The 19,227-nt window shown below is 45.4% G+C and carries 20 protein-coding genes; 13 read left to right on the top strand and 7 right to left on the bottom strand.

Annotated features, from left to right (window positions below):
• Nucleotides 1-94: 94 nt before the first annotated feature.
• Nucleotides 95-658, bottom strand: coding sequence for a hypothetical protein (locus FC652_RS00230; protein WP_176297023.1), 564 nt, complete (start codon nucleotides 656-658; stop codon nucleotides 95-97).
• 243 nt (nucleotides 659-901) lie between these two features.
• Here FC652_RS00230 and FC652_RS00235 point away from each other — a divergent pair, with 243 nt between their 5' ends.
• The 8 genes from FC652_RS00235 (at nucleotide 902) to phaC (ending at nucleotide 9,734) form a co-directional block, all read left to right on the top strand.
• Nucleotides 902-1,561, top strand: a complete 660-nt coding sequence (locus FC652_RS00235) for an SH3 domain-containing protein (protein WP_176297024.1) — start codon at nucleotides 902-904, stop codon at nucleotides 1,559-1,561.
• Nucleotides 1,562-1,696: 135 nt separating this feature from the next.
• Nucleotides 1,697-2,173 (top strand): hypothetical protein, encoded by a 477-nt coding sequence (locus tag FC652_RS00240; RefSeq protein ID WP_176297025.1) that lies wholly within the window; start codon nucleotides 1,697-1,699, stop codon nucleotides 2,171-2,173.
• Between the two features lie 69 nt (nucleotides 2,174-2,242).
• Nucleotides 2,243-4,087, top strand: a complete 1,845-nt coding sequence (gene secD, locus FC652_RS00245) for a protein translocase subunit SecD (RefSeq protein WP_176297026.1) — start codon at nucleotides 2,243-2,245, stop codon at nucleotides 4,085-4,087.
• Nucleotides 4,088-4,089: 2 nt separating this feature from the next.
• Nucleotides 4,090-4,992 carry a protein translocase subunit SecF gene (gene secF / locus FC652_RS00250; protein ID WP_011152465.1) on the top strand — a complete coding sequence of 301 codons (903 nt, stop codon included), beginning with the start codon at nucleotides 4,090-4,092 and terminating at the stop codon, nucleotides 4,990-4,992.
• Nucleotides 4,993-5,549: 557 nt separating this feature from the next.
• A complete protein-coding gene (locus FC652_RS00255) occupies nucleotides 5,550-6,290 on the top strand; it encodes an SDR family oxidoreductase (protein WP_176297027.1) in 741 nt (246 codons plus the stop codon).
• Between the two features lie 12 nt (nucleotides 6,291-6,302).
• Nucleotides 6,303-7,511 (top strand): acetyl-CoA C-acetyltransferase, encoded by a 1,209-nt coding sequence (locus FC652_RS00260; protein WP_176297028.1) that lies wholly within the window; start codon nucleotides 6,303-6,305, stop codon nucleotides 7,509-7,511.
• Nucleotides 7,512-7,550: 39 nt separating this feature from the next.
• Nucleotides 7,551-7,898 carry a phasin family protein gene (locus tag FC652_RS00265; protein WP_176297029.1) on the top strand — a complete coding sequence of 116 codons (348 nt, stop codon included), beginning with the start codon at nucleotides 7,551-7,553 and terminating at the stop codon, nucleotides 7,896-7,898.
• 60 nt (nucleotides 7,899-7,958) lie between these two features.
• Nucleotides 7,959-9,734 carry a class I poly(R)-hydroxyalkanoic acid synthase gene (gene phaC / locus FC652_RS00270; RefSeq protein WP_176297030.1) on the top strand — a complete coding sequence of 592 codons (1,776 nt, stop codon included), beginning with the start codon at nucleotides 7,959-7,961 and terminating at the stop codon, nucleotides 9,732-9,734.
• A gap of 125 nt (nucleotides 9,735-9,859) precedes the next feature.
• On the opposite strand, the gene FC652_RS00275 is transcribed toward phaC, so the two are convergent.
• The 6 genes from FC652_RS00275 to napF all read right to left on the bottom strand — a co-directional run bounded on the left by FC652_RS00275 (nucleotide 9,860) and on the right by napF (nucleotide 14,458).
• Nucleotides 9,860-9,994, bottom strand: a complete 135-nt coding sequence (locus FC652_RS00275) for a TIGR02808 family protein (RefSeq protein ID WP_176297031.1) — start codon at nucleotides 9,992-9,994, stop codon at nucleotides 9,860-9,862.
• 15 nt (nucleotides 9,995-10,009) lie between these two features.
• A complete protein-coding gene (locus FC652_RS00280) occupies nucleotides 10,010-10,582 on the bottom strand; it encodes a cytochrome c3 family protein (protein ID WP_176297032.1) in 573 nt (190 codons plus the stop codon).
• A 30-nt stretch (nucleotides 10,583-10,612) separates the two neighbouring features.
• Nucleotides 10,613-11,086: a nitrate reductase cytochrome c-type subunit gene (locus FC652_RS00285; RefSeq protein ID WP_176297033.1), complete on the bottom strand. Its 474-nt coding sequence runs from the start codon at nucleotides 11,084-11,086 to the stop codon at nucleotides 10,613-10,615.
• Nucleotides 11,087-11,163: 77 nt separating this feature from the next.
• Complete coding sequence (napA, locus tag FC652_RS00290; RefSeq protein ID WP_176297034.1) at nucleotides 11,164-13,653, bottom strand: periplasmic nitrate reductase subunit alpha; 2,490 nt, start codon at nucleotides 13,651-13,653, stop codon at nucleotides 11,164-11,166.
• Nucleotides 13,650-13,955: a chaperone NapD gene (locus FC652_RS00295; protein ID WP_176297035.1), complete on the bottom strand. Its 306-nt coding sequence runs from the start codon at nucleotides 13,953-13,955 to the stop codon at nucleotides 13,650-13,652. Before FC652_RS00295 ends, napA begins: the two co-directional genes overlap by 4 nt.
• A gap of 20 nt (nucleotides 13,956-13,975) precedes the next feature.
• On the bottom strand, nucleotides 13,976-14,458 hold the full coding sequence (napF, locus tag FC652_RS00300) for a ferredoxin-type protein NapF (RefSeq protein WP_176297036.1): 483 nt from the start codon (nucleotides 14,456-14,458) through the stop codon (nucleotides 13,976-13,978).
• Nucleotides 14,459-14,708: 250 nt separating this feature from the next.
• Between napF and narQ the strand changes: the two genes are divergently transcribed.
• From narQ to FC652_RS00325, 5 genes are all read left to right on the top strand, one after another.
• Nucleotides 14,709-16,424 (top strand): nitrate/nitrite two-component system sensor histidine kinase NarQ, encoded by a 1,716-nt coding sequence (gene narQ, locus FC652_RS00305; RefSeq protein WP_176297037.1) that lies wholly within the window; start codon nucleotides 14,709-14,711, stop codon nucleotides 16,422-16,424.
• Nucleotides 16,421-17,053 (top strand): response regulator, encoded by a 633-nt coding sequence (locus FC652_RS00310; protein WP_017421675.1) that lies wholly within the window; start codon nucleotides 16,421-16,423, stop codon nucleotides 17,051-17,053. The genes narQ and FC652_RS00310 overlap by 4 nt, the downstream gene beginning before the upstream one ends.
• Before the next feature lie 145 nt (nucleotides 17,054-17,198).
• Complete coding sequence (locus FC652_RS00315; RefSeq protein ID WP_011081649.1) at nucleotides 17,199-17,444, top strand: hypothetical protein; 246 nt, start codon at nucleotides 17,199-17,201, stop codon at nucleotides 17,442-17,444.
• A gap of 282 nt (nucleotides 17,445-17,726) precedes the next feature.
• A complete protein-coding gene (locus FC652_RS00320) occupies nucleotides 17,727-18,731 on the top strand; it encodes a response regulator (RefSeq protein WP_176297038.1) in 1,005 nt (334 codons plus the stop codon).
• Complete coding sequence (locus FC652_RS00325) at nucleotides 18,731-19,171, top strand: PAS domain-containing protein (RefSeq protein WP_011081647.1); 441 nt, start codon at nucleotides 18,731-18,733, stop codon at nucleotides 19,169-19,171. The genes FC652_RS00320 and FC652_RS00325 overlap by 1 nt, the downstream gene beginning before the upstream one ends.
• Nucleotides 19,172-19,227: the final 56 nt, after the last annotated feature.

Consider the following 19,227-nt stretch of genomic DNA (forward strand, 5'->3'; position numbering starts at 1 on the left):
TTCGAACATAAGTAAAGCATTATTGTGATGTGTGTCGCTATTTTTAGTTTGATTGGTCGGGTTTTGTTCAGTTATTAAGGTGAAATAATCTGAGCTAGTTTGTTTGCCCAGAATAGAGTTGTGCACTCTCTAATTGTGTTGCTTCTTTCTCATAGATGTGACCAAGCAAGGTGAATTTTTGTTCTAATTTTGCGAGTTCTTGAGCAAGATCTTTTGAAGAACGGCTATACCACAACGCAGAGTTGAAATTGGCGGTGTGTTTTTGTTGTTTGCATTCATCTGCCATGGCAAACCAACTTTGGGCCATCGTTTTTGCTTCTTGCTGCTTATCGACAAGCTGCTGTTTGAGCGATGTAACGGCATTAGCATATTGACGTGCGCTGCGAATTTGCTGCTCGAAATCTCGATGATAAATAGGATCGGCATGTTGCCAAAGCTGAACCAGTTCTTCAAAGGTAAACTGCTGAGAAAGCAAACGCCGTTGCTTATGAATACCTAACAGTGCGTTGTATTGTGTTGCACGAGTATTGTAGTAGGACTCGAGCTCCAATTGATAAGATTGAAGTTTTTTCCAGCCTCGCTGACTACACTGAGCGGCTTCAACGAAAGGAGTCGTCAGTATAAACATGAGCAGTGTTGTCAGTGCGCGTTTCACCATGAGCGTTAGTCATTACAGGGCTATGCTTACAGTATATGTGATTTTGTGAGAACTATTGGCGTCCGTAATTAGAGAAAAATGCCTTGAGCTGGCAGAATAGACGCCAGTGGCTTGAAGATCTGAGATTCAGAGCATCGCTTATCATGCATGCTGAGAGGAATGTGTTGTTTCAATAACTCACTTGCAAAATGAACATCTCATTTGTCCTGCTGGCACAAGAGATAAAGATGGTGGTACTTATTCATGAAAAAAATCATGATCATACTGATTATTGTTTTGCTGCTGATTGGTGGTGGCGCGGGGTATTACGTCTTCTTCATGCAGAGTGAACAGGAAGAGGTCGTTAAAGCATTACCTCAGGAAGCCCCTGAGATGGCGACAAAGCCCATAATGGAGCTCTCTAAAGCTGAGCCAGAAATCGTCGAATATTACGTGATCGAGCGACGTGTCGAGGTGAGAAACAAAGCGGAATCGCAAGCGCTGATTGTTGATGCGTTATACAAAGGTGAAAAAGTGACGATCCTTGAAAAACAAGATGGTTGGGGGAGGATCACCGATTATATTGTTTACGAAGAGGGTGGTGAAGAGAGAGGCGAATGGGTTGAAATGGCCAAACTCTCTGCGGAAAAGCCTGTGATTGAAGAGATGGAACGATTGGAAATTCTGGATGGCTATTTGGTCAAATCCGATGATTTAAAAGAGCATCGAGATATTTTTCGCAAGTACACTCAGAACTTGCTAAACGACGGTACCTGCAAACCCGAGGACTTTGAGGAGCTAGGTGGTTGGGTGCGATCGGTGACGTTTCAGAATAGGGATGTCTATTTCATCTACTGCGGGGGGTTAGCCCAAGAAAACAAGATTTATCTCGATGTACAAACGGGCGAGATTTTTTATCGATAATCAACGTACCTTATTGGTCGGTCGGCTTTTATAGGGTTAACTTTTAGAACTTTTTAGTTGAGCTAAATCACATCCGGGCATACTATGCGAGAGCAGGCAAACTTGCCTGCTCTTTTTGATCTTCAGAGAAGAGTTATGCACAACAGCTTACTGCGATTATTTGCTTTACTGCTTACATTGGTGATGATGCCAGTGGAAGTGATTGCATCTATTGCAGAGAGCAATCAGCGTAATCATGCATCAAATGGTCAATTTACGGTGCTCAAACACCAAATCGACCACACGACACAAGAAACAACGAAGAGCGAAGAATCAGACTCTTCACCACTGCCAGTATCAGAATCCCACTTCAAAACAGACGCAGCAGGTATTCTCAACGCAGGTCGCTGGAACGTATCTCAGCGAGAAGAAAACGCATCCGACACAACGCCTTTGATGTTTGGCGATGGGCACGCAAGCTCAGATGCGCTACCAAACGTTCATGCCGATGTTTTCTGTGCCATTGCTCGTAAAGCGCTTCAGACTCAGTATCACTACGTCGCCAATCATCGCTTAGCGGGTTGGAAAGAAACCAATGCCATGTATGTGGCACTCAATAGTCAGTTCTCGTAACTCAGTCCAACAAAAACACATTTTATTTTGACTGTATTAACTCTGTCTTTTGCGACGGAGGGGAACTCTATGACAAAAAAACATAAAGCAGCGCAGAAGTTGCTTAACCACTATTCCGCTTGGAAATACGTGGTGTTGATTACGACACTGGTTATTTTAACGTTAAGCGCCATTCCAACATGGTTTGGTGAACAGCCTTCTATCCAAATTTCTTATCAAAATAACGCCAAAGGGCCGACAACCGAGCATTACGACGTTGTACAGCTAAAAGGCTTGCTTGAGCATCAATCGGTTTCAGTCGACAAAGTGACGGAAAAAGAAGGCGTGACGACCTTAGTTTTCTCTGATGAAAATGCGCAAAGCCAAGCGAGAAAAATTTTAGACAACACTCTTGGTGATGATGCCAACATCAGCTTTTCTTATGTTTCTGTGGCACCGCAATGGCTTTCTGATATGGGATTCAACCCTATCAAGTTGGGCCTAGACTTACGCGGCGGTGTGCAATTTTTACTTAATGTCGATGTAGATAAAGCGTTCGATGAACAACGTGATGTTTTATCGGATGAAATTCGTGCTATGTTGCGCACGGAAAAACTTCGTGGTGTTCAGGTTCGCAATACAGGCACTGCCCAACTGACCGTACAAAGCGACAACGCGGTGGCGTTGGAAAAAGTGAGCAACTATCTACGCAGCAACTATCCTAACTGGCAAGTTCGCACCCATTCCGACTCATTGGAAGTGAAACCTTCGGACGCTTATGCTGCGGAGTTTCAAACCACAACCCTCCAGCAAAACTTGAAGATCATGCGTGGTCGAATTGAAGAGCTTGGTATTACTGAAGCGTTGGTTCAACGTCAAGGCGCTCACAGCATTCGTATTGAGTTACCAGGTGTACAAGATCCAGCGCAAGCGAAGAACGTGATTGGTGCAACGGCGAGCCTAGCATTCTATTCCGTCAAATCACCAAGTGATGCCAGAAGTGGTGATGATTTGGTGCTGCAAGACGCCGATGGCCGTTCTGTCGTGCTTGAAAAGAGACCAGTGTTAACGGGTGAGCATATTGTCAATGCACGAGCGGGTGTTGACAAGATGGGCATGTCGGAAGTCAACATCTCTTTGGATCACGCTGGTGGTAAGAAGATGAGCGATTTTTCCGCCACTCACATTGGTAAGCCAATGGCTACCGTTTATCGTGAATACACCACTCAAGAAAATGGTGATATTGCTCGTAGTGAGCGCGTGATTAGCGTTGCCACCATTCAGTCACAATTAGGCAGCCAGTTCCGCATTACTGGCGCAGGCAGCATGGATGAAGCGCAACAACTTGCGTTATTGCTTCGTGCTGGTTCGTTGACTGCACCGGTTTCGATTGTTGAAGAGCGCACCATTGGCGCGTCATTGGGGGCTGAAAACATCCAAAATGGCTTTGCGGCACTTGCTCTCGGTATGGGCTTAACACTGACGTTTATGGCGCTGTGGTATCGCCGTTTAGGCTGGGTTGCAAACGTTGCACTTGTTGCAAACATGCTTTGTTTGCTTGGCCTAATCGCCCTGCTACCGGGGGCCGTATTAACCTTACCTGGGATCGCGGGTTTGGTGTTGACCGTTGGTATGGCCGTGGATACGAACGTGATTATTTTTGAGCGAATCAAAGACAAGATGCGAGAAGGGCGCAGTTTAGCCCAGGCCATCGATAGCGGCTTTGACAGCGCGTTTGCCACCATTCTTGATGCCAACATTACGACCATGATTACTGCTGTTGTGCTGTATGCCATCGGTAACGGGCCGATCCAAGGTTTTGCCTTAACGTTAGGTCTAGGGCTTTTAACCAGTATGTTTACTGGAGTGTTTGCCTCTCGCGCCATGATCAATTTGGTGTGGGGTAAAGATAGTCGTCGTAATGTGAGGGTATAACCATGGTTGAATTTATGAAAAAACACATCCGCGCTATCCGCTACCTAACCAGCGTGATTTCCTTGGCGTTGATGGTGGTCTCTTTAGTGGCATTGGGCCTGCGTGGCTTAAATTTAGGTTTGGACTTTACTGGAGGGATGGTGACCGAAGTGAAGTTGGACGCAGGGTTAACCAATCACCAACTTCTGGATCAATTAAAACCCGTATTAGGTGAGTCAACAACGGTCACTAAATCGGGTGAAGAGGGGAGATGGATTATTCGTTACTCTCTTCCTGAAGGGGAAACTCAAGCACCAAACATTCAGCAAGTGTTAGATGGTGTGTCCCACCATGTCACCACCATCAGCAACAGCGTAGTCGGCTCGCAAGTTGGCCAAGATCTTGTTGATCAAGGTGGTATGGCGTTGTTGATCAGTATCTTGTGTATTCTCGGGTATCTTTGCTTCCGTTTTGAATGGCGCTTAGCGAGTGGTTCTCTACTCGCACTGCTTCACGATGTGGTGCTTGTGTTGGGTTTTTTTGCGATCACACAAATGGAGTTCAACCTAACGGTATTTGCCGCCATACTCGCTATCCTTGGTTATTCATTGAACGACTCAATTATCATTGCGGACCGGATACGAGAATTGCTGATTGCCAAACAAAATGAAACCACGGAAAACATTAACGACCAAGCGGTACTAGGAACCTTTTCGCGCACAATGGTGACATCGGGAACTACCTTAATTACGATTGCCGCACTATGGTTTATGGGCGGTAATGCATTGGAAGGCTTCTCGACCGCGATGTTTATTGGTGTGCTATCGGGTACATGGTCGTCGATCTCGATCGGTACCGTGTTGCCAGAATGGTTGCATTTAAAACCGGAGCACTATTTACCAGTACAAGTGGACACTGCACCATAGAAGAGCAGCATCTTTATTCGAAGTTAATAATAACTTTGGAATAAACCAACAAGACTAAAAATAAAAGCCACAGATAATTGTGGTTTTTATTTTATGCGAGCAAAAAAATGGAAATATATATATGTTCCGTTGGTATGAAAGAGAACTTACTTTTGCTATTTATCATTAGATAGCAGTGTGTTTATTGATTTATTTATACTTAAGTATAATGTCTGAGTTTCTGTTCATATCTGTTATGTAACACGCAAAAAAGAGAAAATTCCTTTCCTAACAAATGCTTACAATTGCATATCTCAAAAGTGAGTCTCTGTAAGTTGATGTTTTTAAAAGTTTATTCCCATGGTTAACCTTTTTATAACATTTCATTCCTTATGGGATCTAGCTCAACCTTATGCGCAATTTTTCAAATTTTATTTGAAATGTCACATTTCTAAGTTAGCTTAAATATATAGATAAGTGTCAGTGAAAACACGATTAATAATATTTAAATTGTCAGTTGGTGATTATTTGCCAAAGGATGTGCGCTAATTTTTTGCTGTTAAGAATGGAGTTCTTAGATGAAAAAGGTCGCTTTGATCACAGGATCAAAAGGCGGGATAGGCTCTGCTATCTCTTCTCAACTTGTCGAAGATGGTTATCGTTTAATTGCCACCTATTATACGGGTAATCATCAATGTGCATTAGACTGGTTTAATGAAAAAGGCTTTACTGAAGAGCAAGTTCGTCTGTTTGAGTTGGATGTTACTAACACAGAAGAATGTGCAGAAAAACTCAGTCAGCTGCTAGAAGAAGAGGGTACGGTTGACGTTGTTGTCAACAATGCAGGCATCACCCGCGATGGAGTCTTTAAGAAAATGACGCCTCAATCCTGGTTCGATGTTATCAATACAAATCTCAATAGTGTTTTTAATGTTACTCAACCGCTCTTTGCCGCCATGTGCGAAAAAGGGGGGGGGCGGGTGATCAATATATCTTCTGTAAATGGCCTTAAAGGTCAGTTTGGCCAAGCTAACTATTCTGCGGCTAAAGCTGGCATGATCGGCTTTTCCAAAGCCCTCGCTTACGAAGGTGCCCGCAGTGGTGTGACGGTCAATGTCGTTGCTCCAGGTTATACCGCTACGCCGATGGTCGAGCAAATGCGCGATGAAGTACTCGAAGGCATCAAATCTCAAATTCCTATGCAAAGACTGGCAACACCAGAAGAAATCGCCAAAGCGGTTGCTTTCTTGGTGAGCGATGCAGGCGCATACATTACTGGTGAAACGCTGTCGGTAAACGGCGGCTTATACATGCATTAAAAGGGTGTTGAGATGGAAAAAGTGTTTATTGTTGCGGCCAAACGTACCCCGATTGGCGCTTTTGGTGGCTCGTTGAAAACGGTAGCAGCAGGAGAATTGGCATCTGTTGCCATCAAAGGTGCAATTGAACAAGCCAAAGTGGATGCTTCACTGATTGATGAAGTGATCGTGGGTAATGTGGTGAGTGCTGCGCAAGGTATGGGCATTGGCCGTCAAGCCGCAATCCTAGCCGGTATCCCAGCAGAAGTCCCGGCTTACACCCTCAATATGGTGTGTGGTAGCGGCATGAAAACCGTTATGGACGGTGTATCGCATATTCGTAGTGGTGACGCAAAAGTTGTTGTGGCTGCTGGCGTAGAAGCGATGTCGCAGATTCCATTCACGGTGCCTTCTTCCGTGCGTGATGGCAACAAAATGGGCCACATGGCGCTGCAAGATTTGTTGATCGCAGATGGTTTAACCGATGTGTTCAATCAATACCACATGGGCGTCACGGCGGAAAATGTTGCGAGAGAGGTAGGCATCACTCGTGAACAGCAAGACGAATATGCGTTGGCGAGCCAACAAAAAGCGGTAGCAGCGATTGAAGCAGGTAAATTTAAAGCCGAAATCGTACCGGTTGAAGTGATCGAGCGCCGTCAAACCGTCACGTTCGATACTGATGAGTATCCAAAAGCCAATGCCACTCTTGAAGCGTTGAAAGGACTTCGTCCAGCGTTTGATAAAGAAGGCTCCGTGACAGCGGGCAATGCGTCAGGGATCAATGATGGCGCGAGTGCAATCGTTCTTGCCTCAGAACAGGCCGTTAAAGAATACGGACTACAACCTATTGCTGAAGTGGTGAGTTACGCACAGTCTGGCCTTGACCCAAAAATCATGGGATTAGGTCCTGTTGAGGCGGTAAGCAAAGCGCTAGCAAAAGCACAACTGACGACAGCGGATATCGATGTTTATGAACTTAATGAAGCGTTTGCGGCACAAGCGCTTGGTGTGATTCACAAGCTGGCAGAAAAACATCAAGTTTCTGTTGCTTCTATTCAAGATAAAGCCAATCCGAATGGCGGTGCGATTGCCTTAGGTCATCCTCTTGGTGCGTCAGGGAACCGAATTCTCGTGACTTTGATTCATGAACTTGAAAAACAAAACGCTCAGTATGGCGTAGCTTCACTCTGTGTCGGTGGAGGTATGGGTACGGCAGTGATTGTGAAAGCAGTTAATTAACTCAGATTTAACAACATTTACTTTGTTAGGAGAAACACCATGTACACGGACTTTTTCAAAACTTTTTCTGACCAAACTGAAAAAAATCTTCAACCATACTTTAAGTTCAACCAACTTGTGACCAAAAATGTCGAAGTGTTGACTGAGCTTCAGCTAAACGCCATCCGCACATACAGCGAAATGGGCCTAGCACAAATGAAAGCTGCTTCGGAAGTGAAAGATGTGACTTCACTGGCTTCTTTCAACGGACAACAGCTTAACGTATTGACTAAGCTTTCTCAGCAGATGTTAGACGACAGCAATAAACTTCAATCGATTGCGAAAGAGTTTAAAGACGACGTTGAGAAACTAACTTCGGAAAACCTTAAGACGGTTACCCCAGCGTAACCAGTCCCACTATTACGCCGCCATTAGGCGGCGTTTTTTTCCGAATCAGGGAGTACCATTATGTTACAGCACTTCTTTTCGGACTATCTTGTTAAGCTCCAAGAGACCAATCAAAAATGGTGGCAGGATTTTGAAGTTGGCAAGGCAGCCGTCAATTCTCCTTTAAACAAGGCAATGCAAGAAGTGAACTTTGAGGATACCGCGAAATTTTTTGAAAAAGCGGCGAACCAACCACAAGCCATACTCAAACTGCAAACGCAGTGGTGGGAACAACAACTGCAAATTTGGCAGAATGTTGCGCTTTCTGGCAATACTCAAAGTATCATTGAAGCCGATAAAGGGGACAAGCGTTTTAGCAATGAAGCGTGGCAGTCCGAAGCTATGTATAGCTTTATCAAACAATCTTATCTTTTATTCAGCAAGACCTACCTAGATACGATTGACTCTATCGAAGGTCTGGATGAAAAAACCAAAGAACGCATTAGTTTTTTCTCTCGTCAGGCAATCAATGCCCTATCTCCGTCCAATTTCATCGCAACCAACCCCGAGTTGTTAAAGTTGACGATCGAAAAAAATGGAGAAAATCTGCTAGCCGGTATGGAACTACTCAGAGAGGATGTGGAGTCCAGTGCGGATATTTTAAAAATTCGTATGACAAGCAATAACGCTTTCCGACTGGGTGAAGATATCGCTACGACGGAAGGTGATGTTGTTTTTCAAAACGAGCTATTTGAGCTTATCCAATATCGCCCTTTAACAGAGCAAGTCAATGCAACGCCTTTGTTGATCGTGCCTCCTTTCATCAACAAATACTATATTCTTGATCTTACAGCGAAGAATTCAATGGTTCGCTGGCTCGTTGAGCAAGGACATAGTGTGTTTATGATGTCTTGGCGCAATCCCGGCAAAGCACAAGCCCATGTGGAATTTGGGGACTACGTGACGGAAGGGGTAGTAAAAGCGGTTTCTGCTATTGAGGACATTACAGGCCAAGAACAAATCAATGCGGCAGGATATTGCATCGGTGGTACGGTTCTCGCGTGTACGGTCGGCTACTACGCGGCGAAGCGCATGAAAAAACGCATCAAGTCTGCCACGTTCTTTACGACTCTTCTGGACTTCTCACAGCCAGGCGAAGTGGGTGCTTACATTAATGACACCATTATCAGTGCCATTGAGCTGCAAAATAACGCCAAAGGTTACATGGATGGTCGTTCGTTAAGTGTGACGTTCAGTCTGCTACGCGAAAACAGTCTCTACTGGAACTATTACGTCGACAACTACTTAAAAGGCAGCAGCCCTGTTGACTTTGATTTGTTGTATTGGAATAGCGACAGTACCAATGTGGCGGCGGCAACCCACAATTTTATGCTGCGTGAGCTGTATTTGAACAACAAACTTGTTCAAGACAAAGGCGTGAAAATTGGTGGCGTTTGGATTGATCTCGATAAGATCCGTATCCCGAGCTATTTTGTGTCAACGAAAGAAGACCATATCGCGTTGTGGCAAGGTACTTACCGAGGCGCACTCAACATGGGTGGCAATAAAACCTTTGTACTAGGTGAATCAGGCCATATTGCGGGTATTGTTAATCCACCAGCCAAGAACAAGTATGGCTTCTGGGTGAACGACAATCTTGATGAGTCGGCGGATGAATGGCTTTCCAATGCACAGCATAAAGAAGGTTCTTGGTGGACACATTGGGATCAGTGGTTAACGCAGTTTAATCCGGCTGAAAAAGTGCTTCCTTACCGTCAAGGCTCTGAAGTCAATCCAGTGATGGATGTTGCGCCAGGTCAGTATGTGAAGCAAGTGCTCCCCATTGCTGATAGCTAGTACATCCAGTGCACAGCGATCAGCAGCGTAGTCCTGGTTAAGGTAACACCGCAAAAGAAAACCCCAGATGGGAAACCATCTGGGGTTTTGTCATCAACAAAATAGGCAAAAGAGTTGACGAATTCTTAGATGTCTTTGTCTTTACTCAAAGACAATAACCAAAGTGAGATGGCAGCAACGCCAGCAAACCCAGATAGAATAATGACAGGCATAGCGCTATAGCCAAGAACATGCCAAATAACCGATTCCAGTGTACTCATGCTTGTTCTCCTCTATTACCAGCCTTCAACGCCGTGCATGTCAGGCAGTTTGTGGGCGATACCTTTGTGGCAGTCTACACAGGTTTTTTCACCAGTAGCTAAGGCCGTTGAGTGCTGTTTGGCACTACGCGAACCTTGCTCAGAAAAGTCCATGTATTCAAACTCGTGACAGTTACGACATTCCAATGAGTCGTTCTTTTTCAAGCGAGCCCATTCACGCTCAGCAAGGTGAGCACGACGCTCTTGGAACTTTTCAGGTGTATCGATGGTACCGATAAAGTGAGCATAAAGCTCTTTTGACGCCTGTACTTTACGAATAATTTTGTCTGTCCATTCATGAGGTACGTGACAATCGGAACAAATTGCGCGTACACCTGAGCGGTTCGAGTAGTGAATCGTTTCCTGGATTTCCGCAACAATTGGAGCGTGACAGCCTGAACAAAACTCCTCGGAGTTTGTTGCTTCCATTCCCGTGTTGAACGCGCCCCAGAATAGAAGACCACCAGCAAATCCCATGAACAGCAAAATACCCGCTGCTGCTTTACTAGGAGTGCTTAGTCGCTTCCAAAACGCTTTAAGTAATTTCATAGATAGCCTCTTTGATTCTGTTGTTGGCTATTACTTGCGCAGTGAGTCAACGCGTTCAAAATCGTTTTCTACAAGCGGTTTTGCGTTCGCTTGAGGAACATGACACTGTAGGCAGAAGTAGCGACGAGGTGATACGTCAGCCAAAACAGCGTCTTCACGGTTTACAAAGTGAGTTACGCTTATTTTTGTTGCACCCATTTCTTTCGCGTTTTTCCAACTATGGCAAGCGAGACATTTATTAGCGTTGAGTGACACCTCGTAGCCACGAATGTTGTGTGGAATCAGAGGTGGCTGATAGATGTAATCGCTCTCTAGTACTTGCTCACGAGGGAACTTTTTAAAATCATCTGCAGGACGAGTGTCTTCTAGGTTGGTTGCACCACGTAGTGACTCTAAACCACCGATACCACCTGGGTTATCCAGCTCAGCCTGTGCAACGCCAGCAACCAAGGTTGCCAATGAAATTGCGCTGATAGATAGCAGTGCCATTAATCGTTTTTTCATCATGTAATCTCCGCCTGATGGCTTAATTCTTTTAAGCTGCTCTATTAGATGAAGAGCAGCTTATGCATGTCGGTCTGTTAGGCAATCTTAGTGATCTTGACAGGACACTTCTTAAAGTCTGTTTGTTTAGACAAAGGGTCTGTTGCGTCTAGGATCAGCTTGTTGATCAGAATTCGTGCATCAAAGAATGGGACAAATACCAAGCCTTGAGGTGGACGGTTACGACCACGAGTTTCAACACGAACACGTACTTCGCCACGTTTGTTTGAGATAAGAACCTCATCACCACGGCGCAGATCACGTGCCTTTGCATCTTCTGGGTGGATGTAACACACTGCATCGGGTACCGCTTTGTAAAGCTCTGGAACGCGGCGTGTCATAGTACCTGTGTGCCAATGCTCTAAAACACGGCCTGTACATAGCCACATGTCGTATTCAGCATCTGGTGCTTCTGGAGGCGCTTCGTAAGGGGCTGAGATAATCCACGCTTTTCCATCTGGCTTGCCATAAAAGTCCCAGCCAGAGCCTTTCTTCGCATAGGGATCGGTGCCTTCTTTGTAACGCCAAAGCGTTTCTTTGCCATCAACGACAGGCCAACGAAGGCCTCGAACCGCGTGATAGGTGTCGTATGGTGCCAAATCGTGTGCTTTACCACGACCAAAGGTTGCATACTCTTCAAACAACCCTTTTTGCACGTAGTAACCAAAGTGATGAGAATCGTCGTTAAGTTGGCGAGCTTCTGCCAGAGGGAATTTGTCCACTTGGCCGTTTGCGAACAACATGTCGTACATCGTTTTGCCACGGTACTGAGGCGCTTTCGCAAGCAGTTCTTCTGGCCACACTTCTTCCATCTTGAAGCGTTTAGAAAACTCCATCACTTGCCACAAGTCAGATTTCGCTTCGCCAACCGTTTCTACTTGTTGATACCAAGCTTGAGTACGACGCTCTGCGTTACCGTAAGCGCCTTCTTTTTCGATCCACATTGCTGTAGGAAGGATTAGATCAGCCGCTTGAGCTGTCGCCGTTGGGTATGGGTCAGACACCACGATGAAGTTTTCTGGGTTGCGGTAACCCGGCAGACGCTCACCATTGATGTTCGGGCCAGCTTGCATGTTGTTGTTACACTGAACCCAGTAACAGTTCAAAACACCGTCATGCAGCATGCGGTCTTGAAGAACCGCGTGGAAACCTGGTTTAGGTGGAATGGTGCCTTCTGGAAGCTGCCAAATTTTCTCGGCAAAAGCACGATGTTTTGGATTTGCCACGACCATATCTGCAGGAAGACGGTGTGCAAAGGTACCCACTTCACGAGCCGTACCGCAAGCTGATGGCTGACCAGTCAACGAGAATGGACTATTACCCGGAGTTGCGATTTTACCTGTTAGTAGGTGGATGTTGTAAACAAGGCTGTTCATCCACACACCGCGAGTATGTTGGTTCATACCCATTGTCCAAAGTGACATCACTTTGGTGTTCGGATCAGCATACTGTTTTGCTAGCTCAATCAGTTTGTCTTGCGCAACGCCAGACATCTCTGATGCTTTTTCAAGCGTGTATGGTGCAACGGATTTTTTGTACTCTTCAAATGAGATTGATGTCATCTCGCCAGAGTTCGGGTTTTTCGCTTGTTTCTGTAGTGGATCATCATCACGCAAACCGTAACCGATATCTGTTGTTGCTTGCTTGAAGTTAGTGTGCTTGTTAACGAAATCCCAATTTACCGCATTGTTCTGGATGATGTAGTTGGCGATATAGTTTGCAATGACAAGGTCAGTTTGAGGTTTGAAAATGTAACCGCTGTCTGCCAGTTCAAAAGAACGATGGTAGTAAGTAGAAAGTACGTTTACTTTAACGTGTGGGTGGCTTAGTCGGCGGTCAGTGATGCGAGTCCAAAGAACTGGGTGCATTTCTGCCATGTTTGAACCCCAAAGCACGAAAGAATCTGCATGTTCAAAATCATCGTAACAACCCATAGGCTCATCCATGCCGAATGTGCGCATGAAACCCACTACCGCAGAAGCCATACAGTGGCGTGCGTTCGGGTCAATATTGTTAGAGCGGAAACCCGCTTTCATCATTTTCGCCGCAGCGTACCCTTCCATTACCGTCCACTGGCCAGAACCAAACATACCGATACTGGTTGGGCCCTTTTTAGCGAGAGAAGCTTTCCACTTCTCAGCCATAGTATCAAAAGCAATATCCCAAGACACTGGCGTGAAGTCACCATCTTTATGGTACTTACCATCTTTCATACGTAGAAGTGGTTGAGTCAGACGGTCCTGACCGTACATGATCTTCGATAGGAAGTAACCTTTGACACAGTTCAAGCCTTTGTTTACAGGTGCTTCAGGGTCACCCTGTGTTGCAACGACTTTACCGTTCTGAGTACCTACAAGTACAGAACAGCCTGTACCACAGAAACGACAAGGAGCCTTGTCCCATGTGATTTTGGTTTGGTCTGAGCTTGCGATCAGGTTTGCTGCTGAAGCAGGCAGGGTAATGCCAGCTACCGCCGCCGCTGATGCAGCTGCGTTTGCTTTCACAAACGCACGTCTTGTCATTTTCATACTTCACCCTCGATTTGGGAATGTTGTGTTCCAGTGTCTTCGTCCATGTCTTCCAGATCGGTTTCAATTTGGTGGTAAACCAGAACTGTGCTCAGAACGTTCGGTAAATTACTGATAAGTTCGATAGTGTCGGTAACGAAACCTTGGTTTTCGGTTTCCAGAACCACGACGATTTTGCCTTCTGGGCTATCACCATAAATTTCTGCGTTCTCGATGGCTTCGATCTGCGTCTTTATCGTGCCTAGATGCTCAGGGGCTACGTGTACCACTAAACTTGAAATATGCACTTCATTTAGTGCCATAATTCTCTCTCATTATTCTTTTATTCGTTTATGCTCACATTGATGGATGAAGAGGGGCAAACCGAAACACAAGCGCCACATCCACTACATTCATCAAGGTTTATCTGAGGTTGTGCGACCTTGCCGATTTCCAATTTGAATTGGATAGCCATGGGTTCACACATCTCGCCACAACTGCGGCATTCCACGTTGTGGTACGACAAACAGGACTCATTGATTATTGCCCTCGCTTGCCAAGGTTGCGCATCTTTCGCTAAAAAAAGTGACTCGGGACAGACTTCTGCGCAACGGTAACAAAACGTACATTCATCAATAGAGAAATCGACGGTAGGAAAGCCCCCGTCGCCTTTAACAATGATTTGAGTTTCACATTGCTCAACGCATTTACCACATCGTGTGCATTGTTCGGTAAACTGGGTACGATCAGCCAACCAAGGAAGACGAATTAAGCCGTCGTCGACTTTTTTTCTGGAAAATAATCGTCTTCTTGAAAGGTCTACCACGGTACTATCCTGAGTTTAAGAAACATGACTTAATGTTAGTTCACATTTCTTATTAATAAACTGTCATTTAAGCGCACATTAATTGTAGTTTTTGACATATTTGTATAAATACCCCTTAGGGGGTAATTGAGAGGCAATGTTGTTTTAGATCAATAAATTCCGGCGAGAGTGATCACATATTGATATTGTTAACAGAAAAACGTGAAACGGAGAGGCTTCGCTGCCGTTTTGTTAGTGAAGAGGTTATAAATTGCTAAAAACGGTGAAAAAGTCAGTAACAAGCACGATTGCGAAGGCAATGGGCTTGATCTTGCTGCTATCTATTGCAACGACCAGTTTTGCAATTATCAACCTAGCTTCTAGCTTGAATGATGCCGAGGCGGTCAACGTGGCGGGCTCGATGCGCATGCAAAGTTACCGTTTAGCCCATGATATTCAAATCAATGCGCAGGATTATTCCTCTCACATCTATTTGTTTGAGCGTTCGATATACTCGCCTTCCATGAAAGCACTGCAAAATTGGACAGTGCCTGATGACATTACCCACGACTACTATCGTTTGATCATGCGTTGGCACGAATTAAAAGAAGTGCTGCAAAGTAAAGATAGAGAACGCTACTTGGTTTTGGTCGCTGGTTTTGTTTCACAAATTGACGCTTTTGTTTTTAAGCTGCAATATTTTTCCGAGCAGAAGCTTATCAAGCTCGCTTGGGTCGGTGGTTTAGGCTTGGGTGGGATTTTATTGGTGAGCATTTTTGTTGTTCACTTTGTGCGTCGTGAAGTGGTTACGCCACTCAAGGCGATGGTCACCGCCAGTGAGCAAATTCAATCGCGCTCGTTTGATGTTTCCCTTAATGTCACCAGCGATAATGAAATGGGTATCCTCACCAGAACCTTCAACAATATGGCGGCTGACCTGGGTAAACTCTACCGAGGGCTGGAACAAGCGGTGAATGAGAAGACGCACAAACTGCAACACGCCAATCAGTCTCTTCAGGTGCTGTACCATTCCTCTCAAGAGCTGACGGCATCACGCATCAGCCAAGAGAATTTCCAAGCGATTTTGAGACACATTGTGAGTATCGAAGGCATTGTTTCTGCCAAATTAGAGATTGAAGAGATCGGCGAGCGTAACTTGGTGCTTACTGAAGGTCCTAAATGCGTCGGGCGTTGTAATCAAAAAGCGTTAACGCTCGACGGGCAACACCTAGGGTATTTGCATTGGTGCAGCGGTTTGCCGTGCCCAGATCAAGCGCTGATCGACAACTTCGTACAAATCCTATCGCGCGCGGTCTACTACAATCAGGCGCAAAGACAAGCGGAACAACTACTTTTGATGGAAGAACGAGCAACGATTGCGCGTGAGTTACATGATTCGTTGGCACAATCTCTTTCTTACCTCAAGATTCAGGTATCATTGCTCAAGCGCAGTGTCGCGAAGTTGAACGATGAGCCTCAGTTAGCGCGCACCAATCAAGTGATTGCGGAATTAGATACCGGGCTGTCCTCGGCATATACCCAATTACGCGAACTGCTGACAACTTTCCGACTCACGATTAAAGAAGGCACCTTTGGTCAAGCGCTACAAGAAATGGTGGTGCAACTAGGGGATCAAACGGAAGCGGAGATTCATTTAACCAATGATCTTTCGTCGGTAGAACTGGACGCTCACCAACAAGTGCATTTGTTGCAATTGATTCGTGAAGCCACCATCAACGCCATTAAACACTCTAAAGCTGCCAACATTCGGATCGAATGTTGTGAAGAAGGGGAGTGGGTCACGGTATCCGTGAGTGATGATGGGGTAGGGTTTGATCAGTGTAACCAGAAATTGAATCACTACGGCATGTCCATCATGCAAGAGCGAGCGGCGCGTTTGAACGGATCGTTATCGGTCACCGCATCGCCACAGAATGGTTGTGCGGTAGTGCTAAAATATCAACGTATTAAGGAAACACGAATTTGACGGTGTGTAGAGTAATGTTGGTGGACGATCATCCCTTGATGCGTCGCGGTATTAACCAACTATTGAGCTTCGAAGAGCAATTTGAAGTAGTCGCAGAAGCCAGCAATGGCACAGAGGCCGTTGCCAAAGCGCATGAAAACGAACTAGACCTCATCTTGTTGGATCTCAACATGAAAGGCATGTCTGGTTTGGATACCTTAAAAGCATTGCGAGCTGATGGCTGTGAAGCCAGTATCGTTATCTTAACCGTATCAGATAGCCCCGCTGACATCGAAGCCATCGTAAAAGCAGGTGCGGATGGTTACCTTTTGAAAGATACCGAACCCGATGAGCTGGTGGAGTTGCTTGAGAAAGCGCACTTGGGCGACAAAGCATACAGCAGCGTTGTCGCGAAATATCTGCTTCAGCGTGAAGAAAATACAGATGTCTTCGATGAGCTGACCGATCGTGAACGTCAGATCTTGCAAGAAGTGGCGCGTGGCTTTCGCAACAAGCAGATCGCAGACCGATTGTTTATCTCTGAATCGACGGTCAAAGTGCACATGAAGAGCTTGTTGAAAAAACTCAAGGTGCCTTCGCGCACCGCGGCGACAGTGCTGTTTCTTGAACGCTATGGTGAACTAAAGTAACGCAACATGCATGGTCGATGTTGACGTTTATTGGGCTTCTTCTTGCTAATCAGGTTAACTAAGACTTAAGTCCAAGAGATCTCTTTGCCTCATACCGCTACTATGATACCAAGCAGTAACAAGAGCGGTAGATGAGAGGGATCACATGGAAGCGGGTTTATACATGCTTGAAAAAGCCATACTGTTGCTAGGCATACTTTTCGTGCTAACAGGCGTTATTCAGTATGGAAAACGTAGCCAAGATTGGCGAGGAATTGCAACGATGTTCTACAAACGCATTCCGATGTCGATCAGTGAGTTTAAATGGTATCGCCTTGGCATTGGTTTGTGTCTGTTTGCGGTGGTAATGCGTTTCGGTTTAATGATCATTTTCCCTGTCTACACTCTTTAATACATTCCCAATCAAAAGCGCCTAATTCATTAGGCGTTTTCTCCTTTTAGATAGCAAACGAACAAAAGTTAAACGTTTCTATGTAACTAATTCTTATTTAAAATGTTTTTGTTGGCTAGGCCATAGAAAATCGTTCCCACTCTAGAAGTTATTTCGTATTCTCGTTAAATAACGTTCATACTTACAGCGAACAACAATAATAAGTACGTCAGTTTCCGTACGTCATTTAGTATCTATCTGTTAAACTTGTGGCAGTGGAATACCTGTTAAAAGGGTGGTTGAATGTCTTTTCCTGTACTCATCTGTGATGACTCAGCGCTTGCTCGAAAGCAAATGGCTCGCTCACTACCTGCTTCTTTGAATGCGGATATTACCTTCGCAGTGCATGGTCTTAACGCGTTAGAAGAACTGAGCCAAAAACAATTTAAATTAATGTTCCTTGATCTCACCATGCCGGAGCTGGATGGCTTTGGAACATTAGAAGAAATGCGAAAACGTGGTGACAATACGCCCGTTATCGTTGTCTCCGGCGATATTCAACCCAAAGCGAAAGAACGCGTTTTCGCGCTGGGAGCTAAGTCATTTATTCAAAAGCCGATTGGCCAAGATGAACTGAAAGCGGCACTGAGAGAATTAGTTGAACCAGCATCGGTGCCGCAAGTTGTCACGCCAAGAACCATCGAACTGCCAATTTTGCGCCGCCGTGACATCTACATGGAAGTGGCGAACGTTTCCATTGGTCGCGCTGCAGATGCGTTGGCAAGGCATTTTGATGTGTTTGTCAACCTGCCGCTACCGAACGTGAATATCTTTGAGCTTAGCGAGCTGCACATGGCACTGCGCGATTTGGCGGAAAGTGACAACGTTTCCGGCGTATGCCAAGGTTTCAGTGGCGAAGGGATTGCGGGAGAGGCACTCGTCTTGCTCAGCGATTCCAGTGTTGCCGACCTGAAAAAACTGATGAAAGTACCGGCAGACAGCGAAGAATTGGAAGAGCTCGAGCTTCTTATGGACGTTTCCAATATCTTAGTTGGCTCCTTCCTGAATGGCTTGGGGCAGCAAGCGGAAGTCCGTTTTTTCCAAAGCTCTCCTGTCTTGTTAGGTCAGCATATCTCAATTGATTCTGTGATTGAAAATACTACCGGTTCGTTTACCAAAACCATGACGTTTGAAGTGAGTTATACCATTGAAAATACGTCGATTCGTTGTGACTTGCTGTTTATGTTCGTTGATGAGTCACTGCCGTTGTTAGACAACAAACTTGCCTATCTGATGGAGGACTTCTAATGCTTAATCTTCCTGCAGAATTTGAACAGTTCCACTGGATGGTGGACATGGTACAAAACGTCGACATGGGTTTGATCGTGTTGGATACCGATTACAATGTGCAAGTGTGGAATGGATTTATGACGCACCACAGTGGCAAACAAGCGCACGACGCCATTGGCAAATCGATCTTTGAACTCTTTCCAGAGATCCCCCAAGAGTGGTTTAAATTAAAAACCAAGCCAGTGTACAACTTGGGTTGTCGTAGCTTTATCACCTGGCGTCAGCGTCCGTATCTGTTCCGCTGCCGCAACGTGCGCCCAGTGACACAGCAAGCGGAGTTCATGTATCAAAACGTGACCCTTAACCCGATGCGCACACCCACAGGACAAGTGAAATCACTGTTTCTCTCCATACAAGATGCAACCGCAGAAGCGATCATGGCGCAGCAACATCAATAGCATTTTGTCGCGTAATTTGTGCAAACTCTCTTTTAAGCCAAGGTTTTCCTTGGCTT

Origin of the sequence: Vibrio sp. 05-20-BW147, assembly GCF_013369385.1 — a bacterium.
In the GTDB taxonomy this organism is placed as follows: Bacteria; Pseudomonadota; Gammaproteobacteria; order Enterobacterales; family Vibrionaceae; genus Vibrio; species Vibrio floridensis.

Coding starts and splice junctions, on each gene's coding strand:
- FC652_RS00325 (WP_011081647.1), top strand. CDS start 18,731: ATGCTTAATCTTCCTGCAGAATTTGAACAGTTCCACTGGATGGTGGAC.
- FC652_RS00285 (WP_176297033.1), bottom strand. CDS start 11,086: ATGAAAAAACGATTAATGGCACTGCTATCTATCAGCGCAATTTCATTG.
- FC652_RS00320 (WP_176297038.1), top strand. CDS start 17,727: ATGTCTTTTCCTGTACTCATCTGTGATGACTCAGCGCTTGCTCGAAAG.
- FC652_RS00280 (WP_176297032.1), bottom strand. CDS start 10,582: ATGAAATTACTTAAAGCGTTTTGGAAGCGACTAAGCACTCCTAGTAAA.
- phaC (WP_176297030.1), top strand. CDS start 7,959: ATGTTACAGCACTTCTTTTCGGACTATCTTGTTAAGCTCCAAGAGACC.
- FC652_RS00295 (WP_176297035.1), bottom strand. CDS start 13,955: ATGGCACTAAATGAAGTGCATATTTCAAGTTTAGTGGTACACGTAGCC.
- FC652_RS00275 (WP_176297031.1), bottom strand. CDS start 9,994: ATGAGTACACTGGAATCGGTTATTTGGCATGTTCTTGGCTATAGCGCT.
- napA (WP_176297034.1), bottom strand. CDS start 13,653: ATGAAAATGACAAGACGTGCGTTTGTGAAAGCAAACGCAGCTGCATCA.
- FC652_RS00265 (WP_176297029.1), top strand. CDS start 7,551: ATGTACACGGACTTTTTCAAAACTTTTTCTGACCAAACTGAAAAAAAT.
- FC652_RS00230 (WP_176297023.1), bottom strand. CDS start 658: ATGGTGAAACGCGCACTGACAACACTGCTCATGTTTATACTGACGACT.
- FC652_RS00235 (WP_176297024.1), top strand. CDS start 902: ATGAAAAAAATCATGATCATACTGATTATTGTTTTGCTGCTGATTGGT.
- secF (WP_011152465.1), top strand. CDS start 4,090: ATGGTTGAATTTATGAAAAAACACATCCGCGCTATCCGCTACCTAACC.
- FC652_RS00260 (WP_176297028.1), top strand. CDS start 6,303: ATGGAAAAAGTGTTTATTGTTGCGGCCAAACGTACCCCGATTGGCGCT.
- FC652_RS00315 (WP_011081649.1), top strand. CDS start 17,199: ATGGAAGCGGGTTTATACATGCTTGAAAAAGCCATACTGTTGCTAGGC.
- FC652_RS00255 (WP_176297027.1), top strand. CDS start 5,550: ATGAAAAAGGTCGCTTTGATCACAGGATCAAAAGGCGGGATAGGCTCT.
- FC652_RS00240 (WP_176297025.1), top strand. CDS start 1,697: ATGCACAACAGCTTACTGCGATTATTTGCTTTACTGCTTACATTGGTG.
- secD (WP_176297026.1), top strand. CDS start 2,243: ATGACAAAAAAACATAAAGCAGCGCAGAAGTTGCTTAACCACTATTCC.